We start from the raw sequence: 14,762 nt of genomic DNA, 5'->3' as shown, positions 1-14,762 counted from the left end.
GGCACCCGCCCGTTCGACCGGAAGGCCACGCATGGTTGATCTGGAACTGGAGGACGGCCTGGCCGTCGTCACCATCGACCGCCCGCACGCCCGCAACGCCATCGACCCGGCCACCATGGGCGAACTCGACAAGGCCCTGGACTCGGCCGAGGGGGCGAGGGCGCTGGTGGTGACCGGCGCGGGCGACAAGGCGTTCGTGTCCGGCGGCGATCTCAAGGAGCTGGCGCGGCTGCGCACCGAGGACGAGGCGGCCGGGATGGCGCTGCGGATGCGGGCACTGTGCGACCGGATCGCCGCCTTCCCCGGCCCGGTGGTGGCCGCCCTCAACGGGCACGCCTTCGGCGGCGGCGCGGAGGTCGCGGTCGCCGCCGACATCCGGATCGCCGCCGACGACATCCGTATCGGCTTCAACCAGACGAAGCTCGCCATCGTGCCCGCGTGGGGCGGCGCCGAGCGGCTGGCCCGGCTGGTGGGGCCGGGCCGGGCGCTGCTGCTGGCGGGCACCGGGCGCGTCCTGGGCGCTGCCGAGGCCGAGCGGCTGGGGCTGGTGGACCTCGTGCTGCCCCGGGCCGGGTTCGCCGGCGGATGGCGGGAGACGGCGCGGTCGCTCGCCACCGCGCAGGCCCGCGAGATCAAGAACCTCACCACCCGGGCCCGGCCGCCGCACGAGGCCGCGGCGGCCTTCGCCCGGCTCTGGGTGTCCGACGAACACTGGCAGGCGGCGGAGAAGGTGATGTCCCGTGGCAGGTGAGATCCACGTCGAGGAAGGGCCGTTCGGGCCGGAGGTACGGCCCGAGGGCGCGGCCGTGGAGCAGACGGTGCTGTATCTGCACGGCGACCCGCGGCTCGCGGGCACCCCGCAGGACGCCCTGCCCACGGCACGCGCACTGGCCCGGCACACCGGCTACGCGGTCGTGTGCGCCCGCTACCGGCTCCGCTTCCCCGAAGCCCTGGAGGACGCCTACGCCGCCTGGGAGCACTGCCACGGCCGGGGGCCCGCGGCCGTGGCCGGCAAGCGGCTGGGCGGTGCCCTCGCCGCCGGTCTGTTGCTGCGGCTGCGCGACGAGGGGGCGGCTCCGCCGTCCTGTGCGGTGCTGTCGTCACCGGTACTGGACTTCACGCTGGACGCGTCGAGCCTGCTGCTCAACGCGGCAGCGGACCGTACGGTGGACGCGGAGGCCCTGACCGTCCGGGCGGCCGCGTACGCGGGCCCGACGCCGCGCACCCACCCCCTTCTCAGCCCCCTGCACGGCAACCTCCACGGCCTGCCGCCGATCCAACTGCACGCGGCGGGCACGGAGATGCTCCTGGACGACACGCTGTCCCTCGCGACCCGCGCGGCGCACTCGGGGGTCGAGGTCGACATGCGGATCTACGAGGACTCCTCCGCGCAGGGACTCAGGCAGCTGGAAGCAACAGCGGCGTTTCTGCGCACCTGGTGCTCGACCGGCCTGGTCACACCCCACCGACGCTGAACGGCACGGCGGGGCGGACGACTTCTCGCAGATGAGTACGGCCGTCCGTGACGCGCAGAAACCACCGGTCGGTACCGCGCCGCCCCGAAGCCGACAGGTTCGCGGAATCTTGAAGGCCCAAGACGGCGAACTGGCTGGCCACCTGAGATCGAGACGGCGATCGTCCATCCGGTTGTGGCAGCAGGCGCTCGTACGGCCTGCGCTCGGGAGGGTGTAGCGAAGGAAGCGGTCTTCTTCCACGTGAGGCTTCGCCAGGGCGAAGGGCTCGGAGAACTCATGGAGGTGATCGAGCGGTTTACCCCACTCGCCCAGTCGTTGGCGCCGCCGACGGCCGTTGCCCGGGTGGGCGGCGCTCTGCGGCTGTTCGGTGTCGGCCCGGTCGGTCTGGCGCAGCGGCTGCGGCTTCAGGCGGCTGCTTTGTACAGCCTGGGCACGGTCGTGGGGATCGGCTCTTCCCGGAGCGTTGCGGCCATGGCGTCCTCGCGTACGGGGGCGAGCGGCGTCCTTCACGGGGCATGAAACTGGCGACCTCGCGTAATCGAGAGTCGCGTATTCCTCAGCCAGCAAGGGCCGTGGTCACCGTGAGTGATTTCTGGGGGCGTAGTGCAGCCAGGCCAAGAGGCGATGGAGCGGCGGAGCAAAGGATGTGCGAACGGGTTGCGCATCCCGGGCTCGTCGTACGTGCGGATCCACATCACCATGGCACCACGCTCCCGCAGGCAACAGGGCCCCTCCCGTCGACTGGTGCAGTCGACGACGGACCTACCCATGCCCGGTAGCTTCCGAGGAGCCCGCACGCTCGGCACGGCTGGGGTCGCAGATGTGGGCCCTACGGCAGATGAAGCCCGGCCTGGGCAGGTGAGGTGACACGCCAATGGATCCGGGGCAGCAAATGTGAGCCGGCCTCATGAGGCTGCCGATGTCCCCTGCTGCCCCTGTCTCCGGGGTCGGCGGGCATATATGACGAAGGCCGGAGGTGCGTTGCGCCAGATCGTTCGGCTGGGCACAACCTCCTCGAACAGTTCGTCCAACAGGTTCCGGAAGCGCTTGGCGAGGGGCAGAGGAACGGCGTGGAGATAGGTGAACGCGGTGAAGACACCGTGTGGTCCCAGCCTGGCAGCCGCCACGTCCATGAGCTGCTGCTGGCGAGATGCTGGAAAGAGCGCCCAGGGAAGGCCGCTGACCATGACGTCGGCGCGGTCTATGCCGCGTTCGTCGAGCAGAAGGGGCAAGAGGGCGGCATCCTGCCGGATGACCTCGGCGCCCGGGCACCGTTGCTGCAGGCGGTCGGCCAGGTGCGGATTGACCTCGATGGCCAGGTGACGGCCGCGGCCGGCGAGCTTGCGCTGGATCTCCACGGTGAAGGGGCCAGTGCCCGCACCCAGCTCAACCACGACGGGCTCGCCACGTTCTGACACCGGTGCGCAGATCAGTCGGGCCAGGTGCTGTGAACTGGGTGCGATCGCACCCAGCTGGGCCGGTGACTGCAGCAACTGCCCCAGGAACAGGGTGAGATCGGTCTGCTTGGGCGGACTGGTCATGATGGTGCTTCCCTCAGTCGTCGGGCCTGCAGGGTCTCGGCCGCGCTGGTGAGGTGTCGTCACTGGATTCGGGTGATCTCCTGGGACTGCTGTGGTGCTCGCATGCAGGAGAGAGCGCGATGGCCGATGTGCCGGGCAGGGTCGGGCCAATCGATCGGCACGACTTGGTTGCGACCCTGGATCTCGCCGCGCGGCAACGAGTGACGATCATCTCGGCGCCCGCGGGCAGCGGGAAACGTCTGTGTTGCGGCTCTGGGCCGCTCAGCCGGGCCAGCAGCGTCGAATCACGTTCGTCTCGGTGTGGGCCGGCCGAAACGCAGCTGTTCCGGCTCGATCTGATCGGCGCGATCCGTGGTGCTCTGAACGAGGCGGCGGAGCCGCTGGCTGCGTCGCCGGCATTCGACGGCAGGGGCAGACAGTCACAGGATTCCGAGGTCAGGGTCGAAGCCGATCTCCACGAAGATCGCGCCGGAGGTGTGCAACGCGTACTCGCTGTCCTGCTCTTGCGTCATCTGATGCGTCTCGACTCGCGATCGGACTCCGTGAGTCCGCCCCAAACTCCGAACTCCTGTCGTGTTGACAGCGCGAAATCAGCACACTTCTCCCGTACCGGGCACTCGGAGCAGATGGCCGTCGCTGCCTGTTCCCGCGCTTGGCGGTCCAGGCCCCGTTCGCCAGATGGGGAATAGAAGAAAGAACTTCCCATCCCTCGGCATGCGGCCTCCATTTGCCAGTCCCAGAAATCTATGCGGGGTGCAAGGTGTCTGATGAGGATCATTTTCCCCTCCAGGGAAGTAGATCTTTCCCGATCAAACAGAGGGGCCTGTCATGGCGCCGGCCTTTATAGCGAAAGGTTTCCAGCGCGAGCCCGTGCCCAGCGAGGGCATCTCCCTGCCGAAGCGGACGCGGGATCACCACAAGATCAGTGTGAGCCCTCAATCGATGTGCCTACCGTGCGCTCGGGCTTACGTTGGCGCAGGACCTCAGTTGGATGGAAAGGACGAGAGTGGAGACCCCGTGAACGAGGCTGAACAGACCGAAGACCGTGGCGAGCGAGACCGCCCCGATGTCGGGGCGCGCAAAGAGCACGCATGCCAGCATGATCGAGATCAGGCCGGTCAGGGTCGTGAAGGCGCGATAGCCGGCCCTCATACCAGGGAGGAGGCCCAGTGCGATCTCGCCGGCGCCGGCCATCAGTGCCCAGACGCCGATGCACACGGTGAGGGCGAGTGCTGTGATGCCAGGCCAGGCCAGCGCGACACATCCTGCCCCGAAGGCGATGAGTGCCAGGAACAGCCAGCCGAGGACAGGGCCGACGCGGTCACTGCTGAATGCGCGCAGTGACTCCACGGCGCTGAGAAGGAAGGCGAAGACAGCGAAGACAATGACGAACGTGCCGATGGTGATGCTGGGCCAGAGGACTGAAGTGGCCCCGAGAGCGATGCTGAGCAGGCCACGCCACAGGAGCGTTGTGGTGGATTTCGGCATTCGTTCTCCTCTTTGGTAGGTCAGGGCTCTCGCCTTCGAGGGCAAAGCAACTCGACAGGCGGATGCTGAGGTCGGTGCCGGTGGTCAACGCCGCGATGTCGGCGGACGCGAAGGCGCAGCCGGGGCTTGGGAAGGACCGGCGCGGCGGACGCGCCGGTTATGAGCAGGTGTTCGGTGCGGCCGCGATGGCGGCACCGCAGTTCTGCAAGGCGGGAGTCAGGTCCAGCGTGGCCAGCGTGATGGCGTGCACGGGTTGATGTCGTCGATGTATCGCGGGTGGTGCAGGACGCCGTCGCGCCGGCTCCCGGCCCTTGTCGATTCCGATCTGTTCGATGCGTTGCCAGGATCGCGGGTGGGCGTGTGACGGGTCATCACTCGAATCCGGCGATTCGCATCGTTGGCGTCGGCGAGACGTTCCCTGGTGACCCGTTGTCCTTCAGGCGCGGTTTCGGGCCAGCAGTCGCAGTTCACGGCTGCGCTGTACGGCCGAGGAGCGGTCGGTTGCGCCGAGCTTGGCGTAGATGCGGCGCATGTGGGTGTTGATGGTATTGAGGGAGACCGATAGCTCGTTGGCGATCTCGGGCCTGGTGAGGTTCGTCGGCAGGAGGCGCAGGACCCTCAGCTCGCTCGGGCTGAGCGCCTCGGCTGGACCGCCGGGCGCCCAGGCAGCTGCTGCCAGGGTGCCGTCGTGGACCATGTCGAGGATGTCGGCGATCAATGCGGCGTGTGCTTGTCCCCGTGGCCCCGGGGTGTCCAGCAACTGCCACGCACCCGTCATCGCGAACGGGAAGATCAACCGGTCTGGTTCCGCGATGGTCAGTGCCCGTTCGATGCCGGCCTGTGCGGCGCGCTCATCCCCCAGGTCGCGGCAGGCGAGCGCGTCGAGGAGGTTGGCTTCGACCCGCGTGAGGTACGGGTTGACGGGGGCTGTGCCGTCCAGGACCGGCCGGAGTTCGTGGCGGGCTCGTTGAGGGTCCTTTTCGGCCAGGCTGATGACCGCGGCGGCGTTGCAGGCTTCACCGCTCGAAGCCTGTCGTTCGTCGAGGTCGGAGAGGGTCTCGCGGGCCAGGTCGACCATGCCGAGCCGGGCCTGGCATGCGGCGGTCCAGCCGATCACTCTTATCGCCAGCGCGTGTTCGCCGACCATGCGGGCCTGGACCCGCCGGGCGGCGGCCAGTTCCTCCAGTGCTTCGTGGTGGTGGCCGTGCGCTGCGGGGACGCATGCGGCGAGCAGATGGGCCAGCACCCGTAGTCCGGGTTCGCCCGACCTTTCGGTTGCTTTACGGGCGCGCTTCAGCCAATGTGTGCCGCCGTCGAACTCGCCGGTCCAGATCAGTGTCCCGGCGAGTGTCACCTGCGCCGGCGCGATCACCGAGTTGTTGTCCCAGCCGTGCCGAGCGGCGAGAGCGATGGCTTCCTCGCAGCGCCGACGGGCCTGCGAGAAGGAACGGGGGCAAGAAGCGAGTCCGTAGTAGGAGAGGCACGCCACCTCCAGGTAGGGGCGGCCGATGTCCCTCGCCAGGGCGGCGCCCTCCAGCAGGTCCTGCTCGCTGTCGGCCAGCCGTAGCAGCCAGGCTTTGACGACACCGTGGTTGAGGAGGGCGACGGCGCGCAGGTCACTGCTGAGCGCCGTCTCGGCACCCGACTGGCTGGCGGCGTTGGTGGGCAGGGCTTCGACCAGTTCGGACACACCGTCGAAGTGACCGCGCAGGCGTGCCAGCAGCAGTTCCAGGGATGCGATGGCCATGCGGAGTCGGGACCGGCGGTTCACTGGTGTGGTTGCGGCATAGGACCGGGCGACATCCAGGTGTGCGGCGGCCTCGTCGAGACACATCCTGTCGAGGTCGGTGATGGCTTGGACCAACGACAGACCGGGGTGGTCTTTGGCGGCCTGCGCGGGAAAGGCGCGCAGCAGCGCGGACACGGTTTCGGTCTGCCCGTCGAGAGTGAGGCTGACGGCGTGGTCGGTGAGCAGGTCGGCCGCCTGACTCCAGTCGCCCGCGGCTTGGAAATGGTGGACGGCATCGGCGATGTGCGAGTGGTCTGTGAACCAGTGCGCCGCGATCCGGTGCAGGTCCGGGATGTCTCCTGGGAAGGTGCGGCGCAGTTCGAGCCGGAGCAGGTCACCGAACATGTGGTGGTAACGGAACCACGTGCGGTCGGCGTCGAGTGAGACGACGAACGCGTTGGCGTCCTCCAGGTCCAGCAGGATCCGCTCTGCCCCGGCGGAGCCGCTCAGCAGGTCGGCCAGCTCACCGTTGACCTGGTCCAGGAACGAAGTCCGCAGCAGGATTCGCTGAACGTCCAGCGGCTGCCGGTCGAGCATCTCCGCCATCAGGTATTCGGCGACCGTACGGTCGCTGCCGGAGAACTCGGTGACGAACTGGGCTGCGTCAGCTCGCCCTTCGAGTGAGAGCACCGCCAGCCGTAGCCCGGCCGCCCAGCCCTCAGTCCGCTGATGAAGCATCGCCGCAGCCGCTTCGGGCAGCGCAATTCCCGCGGTGGCCAGGAGGTCACGCGTCTCCTCCTGGCTGAAGCGCAGTTGTGCGTCGCGGATCTCGGCCAACTGCCCTGCAAGGCGCAGCCGGTGGAGGCGCAGTGAACGGTCCCGTCGAGTGGCCACGATCGCGTGGACGTCCGGCGGGAGACTCATCAGGAGCCTCGTGAGCTGCTCGACAGCATCGGCAGAACTGAGCTCGTGCAGGTCGTCGATGACCAGGAAGAAGGGCCTGCCCCAGTCCATGAGCTCGGAGAGAACCCGGTCCACCATGGCGTTGCCGTCGAAGTCACGAGCGACCGGCTGCTCCACCTCGCCCGTGCCGGTGGCAGACCGGACCGCGGCCAGGAGAGCGAGCCAGAACTGCTGGGCGTCGTGCTGGCCGGGCCGTACGGACAGGAAGGCGATGTGACGGCTTTGGCCAGGCCGGTTGGCCCAGACCCGCAGCAGTGACGTCTTCCCGCTGCCAGCGGGAGCGGAAACGATCGTCACTGGCATTTGGGCGGCTTGGTCCAGCAGGCTGACGAGACCATGACGGTCGATCAGCCCCTGCCGCCCCTGGCTCGTCGGGCGACCAGAAGTCGCCGTTGCTGACCGTTTGGTCATCGTGCCTCTCCCTTCCCGCGTCCGAACTCCGTTACCGGTCGCTGTGTGTCGAGAGCGCAGCCTCGTGGTCCCACCGCGCCTGGGATGCAGCGATCACCGCGGCCTCCAGCCCCTGTGATCTTGGGCCGATTCGATCAGGCAACTCACCGGGATCAAGGGATGGCCTGTTGCCGACTGCGTGGCGAGGCTGGAAGCCGATAACGGACGGGGAAGCAGTGCCGGGCGCCATGCGACGGCGCTTCGAGGGCCGGTGCTGGTCCTCTCTCGCCCCCTCGCGGCGATCGGGCCCGACCTGGTGCGCGGAAATGCCCATGGCCTGCGACTGCTCGGCTCCTCGGGGCCCTGGGCTCATCGAGCCGAGGGCCCCGTTGCAGCCCGGCACATGTGAGGCCGGTGCCCGGCGCCGGCCCCCGCGGCGTGGCCTGGCCTCTGGTGCGGCTACCTGAGCGGGCCGGTACCCAAGGGCGAGGAACCCATCGGCGTCGGCCGGGGCGCCCGGCAGGTCAGCCTCGGCTATGCCCGAGCCTGGCTGGTGCCCGAAGCAGCTGTCGGCCCTCCTGCCGCCTTCGGGCGCGCCTCGTGCGGCGATCGGCTCCTGCCGTGTGGGGACGAAGTCCGCAACACGGATCGGCGGCACACCGTCCGGCCCAGGGCCGCAACACCACGTCGACGGCCAAGGCGAGCTTGTCGACGAATTCCGGGCGGTCGGCCACGCGGTGCTTCCACCCTTCACCAGCGGCGGCCAGGACCTCGGCGATGTGCAGCGGTACGACATTCCCGGCAGGCCACCCGGAGGTGGTGACGGCCTCAGTGAGTGCGTCGTGGAAAGCGGACCGGTAGTCGTCGTACATGCTGTCGAGCTTTGCTGCCCCATGCTCCAGGAGGGCATCGACACCCTCGCTGAGGCGGGTACCGACATACCTGCCCAGATAAGCGTCGAGCGCGGCCACCGGGCGCGCACCAAGGTCCATGCCGGGTGTGGCCAACACCGTGCGGACTTCCCCCAGGGCCCGCTCCAACTCCCGCTGCATGGTCGCACGGAACAGTTCCTCCTTGCTGGAGAAGAGGAAGTACAGGCCGGGGCGGGAAACATCCGCGGCCTGGGCCACCGCGTCCATCGATGTCTTGCGGTATCCGAAGGCCGCGAAAACGGTCAGCGCGGACGCGAGCACCTGCTCGCGGCGTTGGGGGTCTCCTCGGGCAACTGACAAATACGCGCTGTATCGAGTGCACATTCTAAACCGCTTCTGCATTTCTTGTTTGGAGGTCAACTCGTTTGGGGCCGTCCCTTGCGGGTGAGTGCCGGCGTCTCGCATGCCGCGGTCTGGGCCGGACCAAGGCTCGGGGCGTTCGTCGGCAGACATCGGGAGGTGCTACAGGTTCACAGCGCCTGGGTAGAAGGCTGAGCTGTTGAGGCCGGTCATGTCTTAGCCGATCAGGTAGCGAGCGAGGCATTCGGTGAAGCTCATGCGGTGCTCTGCTCAGGCGTCGAGCGGGCGCTCGCTCTTGCCGAGCCGGACCGGCTGATCCTGCCGTTCGCCATGCCCGGTGCCTGGAGACTGCTGGAGTCGCTCCCGTCGTGGGACACCGGACACCCTGCGCAGATCAGTGACCTCCTCGACGCCGTACATGGCTCCGCCAGTCCCGCCGACACCGGCCAGGTCCGGGCCGAGCCGCTCAGCCCGAGTGAACTGCGGGTACTGCGCCGCCTGCCGACCAACCTGACCCGGCAGGAGATCGCCAACGGGGTGACGGTCTCGCTGAACACTGTCAGCACGCACCTTCGCGGCATCTACGCCAAGCTCGGGGTCGGCGATGCGGCGGCCACTCGTCGACCGTGTCGTTCGCCGTCTGGCGGATGACGGCGACGCCCCAGGGAACGCCGAGCAGGGCCACGAGGGCAAGGCCGTGAGGCAGTGGAGCCGGTCGGGCGACGGCAAGTGCCAGGCAGAGGACTCCCACCACGGCGCAGGCGCGGGGCGATACAGCGCACGGTCGGCGCGCCATGCCTCAAGGCTCGCCGACAGGGCCATCGCGGCGGCGAGCGCGACGACTGTGGCGGCACACAGCAGCCACGCGATGGAGGCGAGGTGCGCCCGTCGTGGGCGTGCTCGACCAGGCCCGGCATGGCCGCGCCCATGGCGGTCACGGCGGCGGTCAGCGGTAGGTGGGCGACGATCCAGTGGACGGTCGCCGCGCGGGTCGGTCGCGGCGGGCGGCGGCCGACGAAGTCGAAGTACGTCCACCAGACGCCGAAACCGATCATGACCGCGACGAGACCGACGGCGATCGTGAGGGCGTCTGCGCTCTCGCGGGCCAGCCCGTCGACGACGCCGAGCACCGTCTCGCCGAGCACGATGATGGTGAACAGACCGGACCGCTCGATGAGCGCGGGCGTGATGGTGAGGCCGGGGGGAGCCGTCCCGATCATGACGCTCAAGCCCGCGAGATAGAGGAGATCCAGCAGGAGCCAGACCGCGAGGCGAGTGTCGGCCGGCAGCAAGGCCGTTGCGGCGAGCAGGGCCGCACAGGCGATGGTCCCGCCCACGAAGACCTGGCTGGAGCGGCGGTACTCCGCACTCGTGCCGCGCTCGGCGGACAACCAGACCAGGGCGAGGACCGCGAACAGCACCGCCGCGCTGACCGAGAAGGCGAAGCCACCCGAGCCGCTGGCCTGGGGGATGAACGCGCCCAGCGGGACCATGGCGAGGATCTGCACGAGCAACGCTGTACGGCCCCGGGCGTCCTCGCGGCCGTACAGGTCGTGGTAGAGGCTGCCGTTGAGCCAGACGATCCAGATCAGCGTGAACATCGCGGCGAACTCCGCGAGCCCGCGCCACGACAGGTGCGCGGACAGGTGATGGGCGGCCTCACCGACCAGCACGACCACGACCAGGTCGTAGAGGAGTTCCAGCGGGCTGACAGCGCGTTCGAGCGGCTGTTCGCCGTGCGGGCGCGGCGGCTGCCACAGCAGACGGCGCGGCCGCGCCCAGCGTTCGAATGCCTCAGGCATGATGCGTGTGCGTCCGGATCAGATCAGAGCTCAAGGGGCCGCATGTCGGTCCAGTTGACCAGGAGGCGGCGCTCGGCGAACAGCCACTGCCCCTCCCGCTTGACCATCGTGTCGAGGTAGCGGATCGAGGCGACCATCATCGTCCGCGACCCGTCGTCGGACTCCGTCAGATGGTGGGCCAGGCAGTAGGTCTCCCCACTCGCGCGGTCGCCCTCCAGCTCGATCGTGCTCTGCCCGTTGAAGTGCATGGTGGCGGCATAGGCGTTGAGCGCGTCGAAGACCGGCGCCAGCGACTCGCGGTCATGCAGCTCCTGCGTGGGCTCGGGGTCCCTCGCGTCCATGTACACCACGAAGTGGGTGTCCTCGGTGAACAGGGCCATCTGGCCCTTGGCGTCGCGCCGGTCGGCGCAGTGCGCGTAGGCGTCGACCAGTTCGCGCAGGGAGAGCCGGTCGGCGGCCTCCGCCTCGGTGACTGACGTATGGATACTCACGGCGGCATCTCCTTTACGGGCCTCGGCGCCTTCACTGCACGCCCGTGTTCAGGGTTGCCGCCGGGCAGGTGAAAGGTCCTCACCGGATTCTGGTGATTCCCCCGCTCCGTACTGTCGGTGCCTTCCCCCGACACGTACACGAAGGTCAGGTGCGGATTGCCGGCCGCCACGACGCGCGCGGCCTCCAGGGTGTAGCCGTACGTGATCTTCTCGTACTCCTCGGAGCTGTGCGCCGCCGACGACACTCCGAGGTCGAGGTCTTGTGGCGGTTACCCGGTGCGGGCGGGCAGTGGCCGTCCGAACTCGGCATGCATCCACACACGATCCTGACCGGGCCGGACCGCGATCCAGCATCCCCGGCAGGTGCCGTCCGCGCCGACGATCCCCGGCCAGCCGCACCGGCGGCAGACAGCCTCCCTCAGCCTTCCCTCGGCACCCAGCGCGGCCGGCAGCCGCCCGCCGCTGCCCGCACCCGGGCTCTGGCCGACCGCCCGCCGCAAATTACGGAAGCAGCTCCTGGAATCTGCGAGTTACTGGCAGAACTTCGCCCTTTCGAGTGGACGTCGTTCCCGATTCGCCAGCCAGCATGAACAGGGCGAACGCCCGGTAGCTGGATGCGGTCGAACCCGTCGGTACTCCAGTTCTCCTCAGCGCGGTACCGACCGGCGTTCGTGGCCCCGTACGGCGGTCAGGGTCCCTGCGTGTCGTCGCGGTACACCCGGCCGCCCTTCATCACGAAGCACACCTGCCCCGTGACGGACAGATCGGCGAGCGGGTCGCCGGGGACGGCGATGACGTCGGCGAGCAGGCCCGGCCGCAGCCGGCCCCGGTCGTCGGCGCCGATCAGCTCGGCGGCGACCGTGGTCGCGGACCGCAGGGCCTGGAGCGGCCGCATGCCCCGGTCCACGAGCGCGAGGAGCTCCAGGGACCCCTTGCCGTGCGGGATCGCGGGCGCGTCGGTGCCGAGGGCGACCTTGACGCCCCGCCGGATCGCCCGGGCGGTGGACTCACGGGCGCGGGGGAAGACCTCGGCGGCCTTCGCCCGCAGTTCCGGGTCGGCGTGCTGGGTGTTCATGCCCTCGGTGAGATACGTGGTGGCGACCAGGAAGGTGCCGCGCTCCACCATCAGGTCGAGGGTGGCGTCGCTCGCGAGGAAGCCGTGCTCGATGCAGTCGATGCCGGCGTCGACGGCGGCCCGGATCGCCGAGTCCCCCATGCAGTGGGCGGCCACCCGCACGCCCGCCCGGTGTGCCTCGTCGACGATGGCGCGCAGTTCCTCGTCCGAGTACTGCTGCGCGCCCGCCGGGCCGGTATGTGACATCACACCGTTGGAAGCGCAGACCTTGATGACCTTCGCCCCGTACTTGATCTGGTACCGGACCGCCTTGCGCACCTCCGGCACGCCGTTGGCGATGCCCTCCTCCACGGTCAGCGGCAGCACCCCGGGCGCGAACGCCTGGAACATGGTCGGGTCGAGGTGCCCGCCGGTCGGCGCGATCGCGTGCCCGGCCGGCACCACGCGTGGCCCGTCCACCCACCCCAGGTCGATCGCCTTCTTCAGGGCGACGTCCAGGAGCACGCCCCCGGTCTGCACGAACAGACCGAGGTTCCGTACGGTCGTGTACCCGCGGTGCAGGGTGCGGCGGGCGTTGGCGACCGCACGCAGGGTGCGCAGCGCCGGGTCCTCCTGGACCGGGATCAGCGGGCTGCGGTGGTCGGGTCCGCCGAGGAAGAGGTTGACCTCCATGTCCATCAGGCCCGGCAGCAGGGTGACATCGCCGAGGTCCTGTACGACGGTGCCCTCGGGGAGGCGGCATGGCTGCACCTCGGCGATGTGCTCGCCGACCACCAGCACCTCGCCCGGCTCGACCAGTTCGCCCTTGTCGACGTCGAGCAGCCGGGCCGCCCGCAGCAGTACGGGCGGCCGGGGGGCCGTCTCCCGCCCGGCCATCACACGGCGGGTTCGACGACGGCGTGGATGCCTGCGGGCCCGCTGTCCGGGACCCGCGGCTGGCCCCACGCCTCCACCGGGAAGGCGATGGTGACCAGCGAGCAGAACGCCCACAGCAGCCGCTTGTCCTGCTCGCCGATGTCCTCCATGCCGACCTGTTCCAGGTACGTGGTGCCCTTCTGCAGCAGCGGGAACGCCACGTCGTAGAAGGCCTGCAACTCCTCCATGGTGCTGTCGACGCGCTTGGCGTAGCGGGCGCGCTCGCCCTGGATCGCCCAGTCCGCGAACGGCTCCAGCTCGTGGAACCCGTCGGGAAAGACCGTGGTCATGTCTGCACTCTCCCTGTCTGCTCGATGGGGCGTCTCAGGACGCGGGGGTCGGCGTCACCGGCTGCTCGTAGGCGCGGACGAACTGCTGTGCGGTGGCGTGCAGATGGCGCAGCAGAACCTCCTGGTCGCACAGCGGGAACTCGTCCACGGTGCGCGTCTCCAGCATGGCCTGGGTGGCTTCCAGGGTGTTGCCGTCCTGCAGGCCGTACTCCTTGAACGACACCACGGCGAGCTCCTGTTGCAGCCGCTGGAAGGCGTTCTTGGGCGGGACGAAGTAGCAGGTGCCCTCGAAGATGTGGGTGTTGTAGGACGTCGGCCAGTAGTGATAGGTCAGCACCCAGTTCGGCCGCCAGACCAGCAGCATGAAGTTGGGGAAGAACACGAACGAGTCCATGCCCCAGACCTTGCTGCGCGTGGGGTTGACGGCCGGTGGCAGCTGCTCGGTGGTCAGGCCGATGTCGGGGGCCTCCCAGGGGCCGAACAGGCCGCTGCGCAGGGCCCGTTCGACGGGTTTGACCATCGCCCGCTCCTTCGGCGGTGCGATGCCGCCCCAGGAGGAGACCATGCTGTGCGGGCCGTCGATGTCGTACGACAGTGCCTCGTAGCCGTACTTCTTGATCTTGGCGGCCTCTTCGGCCACGTACTGGCCCGCGTGCAGGATCGGCGCGTGGTAGAACTCGGCGAACGCGTCGATGAACAGCTTCCAGTTGCTGCCGATCTCGGCGCGGTACCTGTGCACCTGGGTGAGCTTGTGGAACGGGTAGCCCTCGATGCCGTGGGCGAACCGGCCGAGATAGTCCCGCAGCGGTGTGGTGTTGTCGGGGTCGAGGTTGACGAAGACGAACCCCTCCCAGACGTCGGTCTGCACGGGCAGCAGCCCGTACTTGGACTTGTCGACGTCGAAGAACTCCGACTCCTGCTGGACGAAGGCGAGCTTACCCTCCAGGTCGTAGCGCCAGGCGTGGTACTTGCAGGTGAAGGCGCGGCAGGTGCCCTTGGTCTCCTCGCGGGGGTAGTCGTCCCAGACGAGTTTGTTGCCGCGGTGGCGGCAGACGTTGTGGAAGGCACGCACCTCGCCGTCCGTGCCGCGCACGACGACGACGGAGGCACGGGCGGCGTCCAGTTCCTTGGTGAAGTAGCTGCCCTTGCGCGGCAGTTGTTCGACCCGCCCGACGTTCAGCCAGGTCCGCCGGAAGATGGCGTCCCGCTCCAGTTCGTAGAACTCCGGTGAGATCGAGTCCGCGTAGGAGACCGGCTCCGTACCGATCTTGAAGTGCTCGGTCCAGCTGCCCTCGGCGGGCTTCGGGAAGTGCGCCATGAGTGGGAACCTCCGGTCGGTTGACAGCCCCACGATAACAATCGTCTCTGATT

At 68.9% G+C, this 14,762-nt stretch carries 16 protein-coding genes; 5 read left to right on the top strand and 11 right to left on the bottom strand.

Annotated features, from left to right (window positions below; genetic code table 11):
- The first annotated feature begins 31 nt into the window (after positions 1 to 31).
- The 3 genes from SSP29_RS34670 to SSP29_RS34660 all read left to right on the top strand — a co-directional run bounded on the left by SSP29_RS34670 (position 32) and on the right by SSP29_RS34660 (position 1,994).
- Positions 32 to 751: an enoyl-CoA hydratase/isomerase family protein gene (locus SSP29_RS34670; protein WP_089104851.1), complete on the top strand. Its 720-nt coding sequence runs from the start codon at positions 32 to 34 to the stop codon at positions 749 to 751.
- Complete coding sequence (locus tag SSP29_RS34665; RefSeq protein WP_089104850.1) at positions 741 to 1,475, top strand: alpha/beta hydrolase fold domain-containing protein; 735 nt, start codon at positions 741 to 743, stop codon at positions 1,473 to 1,475. Before SSP29_RS34670 ends, SSP29_RS34665 begins: the two co-directional genes overlap by 11 nt.
- A 276-nt stretch (positions 1,476 to 1,751) precedes the next feature.
- Positions 1,752 to 1,994, top strand: a complete 243-nt coding sequence (locus SSP29_RS34660) for a hypothetical protein (protein WP_145968984.1) — start codon at positions 1,752 to 1,754, stop codon at positions 1,992 to 1,994.
- A gap of 386 nt (positions 1,995 to 2,380) precedes the next feature.
- Here SSP29_RS34660 and SSP29_RS34655 read toward each other — a convergent pair whose 3' ends face one another.
- The 3 genes from SSP29_RS34655 to SSP29_RS34645 form a co-directional block, all read right to left on the bottom strand.
- The gene (locus SSP29_RS34655) at positions 2,381 to 3,016 is read right to left on the bottom strand and encodes a class I SAM-dependent methyltransferase (RefSeq protein ID WP_089104848.1); all 636 of its coding nucleotides are present in this window, start codon (positions 3,014 to 3,016) and stop codon (positions 2,381 to 2,383) included.
- Positions 3,017 to 3,524: 508 nt separating this feature from the next.
- Entirely contained in the window at positions 3,525 to 3,743 is a 219-nt protein-coding gene (locus SSP29_RS34650) for a WhiB family transcriptional regulator (RefSeq protein WP_275539778.1), read from the bottom strand.
- 221 nt (positions 3,744 to 3,964) lie between these two features.
- A complete protein-coding gene (locus SSP29_RS34645) occupies positions 3,965 to 4,504 on the bottom strand; it encodes an HdeD family acid-resistance protein (RefSeq protein ID WP_089104846.1) in 540 nt (179 codons plus the stop codon).
- 74 nt (positions 4,505 to 4,578) lie between these two features.
- On the opposite strand from SSP29_RS34645, the gene SSP29_RS34640 reads away from it, so the two are divergent.
- A complete protein-coding gene (locus tag SSP29_RS34640; protein ID WP_145968983.1) occupies positions 4,579 to 4,761 on the top strand; it encodes a hypothetical protein in 183 nt (60 codons plus the stop codon).
- Between the two features lie 179 nt (positions 4,762 to 4,940).
- Here SSP29_RS34640 and SSP29_RS34635 read toward each other — a convergent pair whose 3' ends face one another.
- A complete protein-coding gene (locus tag SSP29_RS34635; RefSeq protein WP_089104844.1) occupies positions 4,941 to 7,607 on the bottom strand; it encodes a winged helix-turn-helix domain-containing protein in 2,667 nt (888 codons plus the stop codon).
- Between the two features lie 503 nt (positions 7,608 to 8,110).
- Positions 8,111 to 8,779 (bottom strand): TetR/AcrR family transcriptional regulator, encoded by a 669-nt coding sequence (locus SSP29_RS34630; protein ID WP_167450060.1) that lies wholly within the window; start codon positions 8,777 to 8,779, stop codon positions 8,111 to 8,113.
- Between the two features lie 300 nt (positions 8,780 to 9,079).
- Here SSP29_RS34630 and SSP29_RS34625 point away from each other — a divergent pair, with 300 nt between their 5' ends.
- Positions 9,080 to 9,469 carry a helix-turn-helix transcriptional regulator gene (locus SSP29_RS34625; RefSeq protein ID WP_150135478.1) on the top strand — a complete coding sequence of 130 codons (390 nt, stop codon included), beginning with the start codon at positions 9,080 to 9,082 and terminating at the stop codon, positions 9,467 to 9,469.
- Here SSP29_RS34625 and SSP29_RS34620 read toward each other — a convergent pair.
- From SSP29_RS34620 to SSP29_RS34590, 6 genes are all read right to left on the bottom strand, one after another.
- Positions 9,400 to 10,620, bottom strand: coding sequence for a low temperature requirement protein A (locus SSP29_RS34620; RefSeq protein ID WP_150135477.1), 1,221 nt, complete (start codon positions 10,618 to 10,620; stop codon positions 9,400 to 9,402). The two genes, SSP29_RS34625 and SSP29_RS34620, sit on opposite strands and share 70 nt — an antisense overlap.
- Positions 10,621 to 10,643: 23 nt before the next feature.
- Complete coding sequence (locus SSP29_RS34615) at positions 10,644 to 11,111, bottom strand: nuclear transport factor 2 family protein (protein WP_089104842.1); 468 nt, start codon at positions 11,109 to 11,111, stop codon at positions 10,644 to 10,646.
- The gene (locus SSP29_RS34610; RefSeq protein WP_089104841.1) at positions 11,108 to 11,356 is read right to left on the bottom strand and encodes a hypothetical protein; all 249 of its coding nucleotides are present in this window, start codon (positions 11,354 to 11,356) and stop codon (positions 11,108 to 11,110) included. Before SSP29_RS34610 ends, SSP29_RS34615 begins: the two co-directional genes overlap by 4 nt.
- Before the next feature lie 443 nt (positions 11,357 to 11,799).
- Positions 11,800 to 13,062, bottom strand: coding sequence for a metal-dependent hydrolase family protein (locus tag SSP29_RS34600; RefSeq protein ID WP_089104839.1), 1,263 nt, complete (start codon positions 13,060 to 13,062; stop codon positions 11,800 to 11,802).
- A complete protein-coding gene (locus tag SSP29_RS34595) occupies positions 13,062 to 13,391 on the bottom strand; it encodes a hypothetical protein (protein ID WP_089104838.1) in 330 nt (109 codons plus the stop codon). Before SSP29_RS34595 ends, SSP29_RS34600 begins: the two co-directional genes overlap by 1 nt.
- Positions 13,392 to 13,425: 34 nt before the next feature.
- Positions 13,426 to 14,709, bottom strand: coding sequence for an aromatic ring-hydroxylating oxygenase subunit alpha (locus SSP29_RS34590; protein WP_089104837.1), 1,284 nt, complete (start codon positions 14,707 to 14,709; stop codon positions 13,426 to 13,428).
- Positions 14,710 to 14,762 lie beyond the last annotated feature (53 nt).

The organism is Streptomyces hyaluromycini, assembly GCF_002217755.1.
In the GTDB taxonomy this organism is placed as follows: Bacteria; Actinomycetota; Actinomycetes; order Streptomycetales; family Streptomycetaceae; genus Streptomyces; species Streptomyces hyaluromycini.
The sequence above is the reverse complement of the archived record's forward strand: the minus strand, read 5'-3'. Positions and strand labels throughout refer to the sequence as shown.

Coding starts and splice junctions, on each gene's coding strand:
- SSP29_RS34635 (WP_089104844.1), bottom strand. CDS start 7,607: ATGACCAAACGGTCAGCAACGGCGACTTCTGGTCGCCCGACGAGCCAG.
- SSP29_RS34595 (WP_089104838.1), bottom strand. CDS start 13,391: ATGACCACGGTCTTTCCCGACGGGTTCCACGAGCTGGAGCCGTTCGCG.
- SSP29_RS34655 (WP_089104848.1), bottom strand. CDS start 3,016: ATGACCAGTCCGCCCAAGCAGACCGATCTCACCCTGTTCCTGGGGCAG.
- SSP29_RS34600 (WP_089104839.1), bottom strand. CDS start 13,062: ATGGCCGGGCGGGAGACGGCCCCCCGGCCGCCCGTACTGCTGCGGGCG.
- SSP29_RS34650 (WP_275539778.1), bottom strand. CDS start 3,743: ATGGAGGCCGCATGCCGAGGGATGGGAAGTTCTTTCTTCTATTCCCCA.
- SSP29_RS34620 (WP_150135477.1), bottom strand. CDS start 10,620: ATGCCTGAGGCATTCGAACGCTGGGCGCGGCCGCGCCGTCTGCTGTGG.
- SSP29_RS34660 (WP_145968984.1), top strand. CDS start 1,752: ATGGAGGTGATCGAGCGGTTTACCCCACTCGCCCAGTCGTTGGCGCCG.
- SSP29_RS34590 (WP_089104837.1), bottom strand. CDS start 14,709: ATGGCGCACTTCCCGAAGCCCGCCGAGGGCAGCTGGACCGAGCACTTC.
- SSP29_RS34670 (WP_089104851.1), top strand. CDS start 32: ATGGTTGATCTGGAACTGGAGGACGGCCTGGCCGTCGTCACCATCGAC.
- SSP29_RS34645 (WP_089104846.1), bottom strand. CDS start 4,504: ATGCCGAAATCCACCACAACGCTCCTGTGGCGTGGCCTGCTCAGCATC.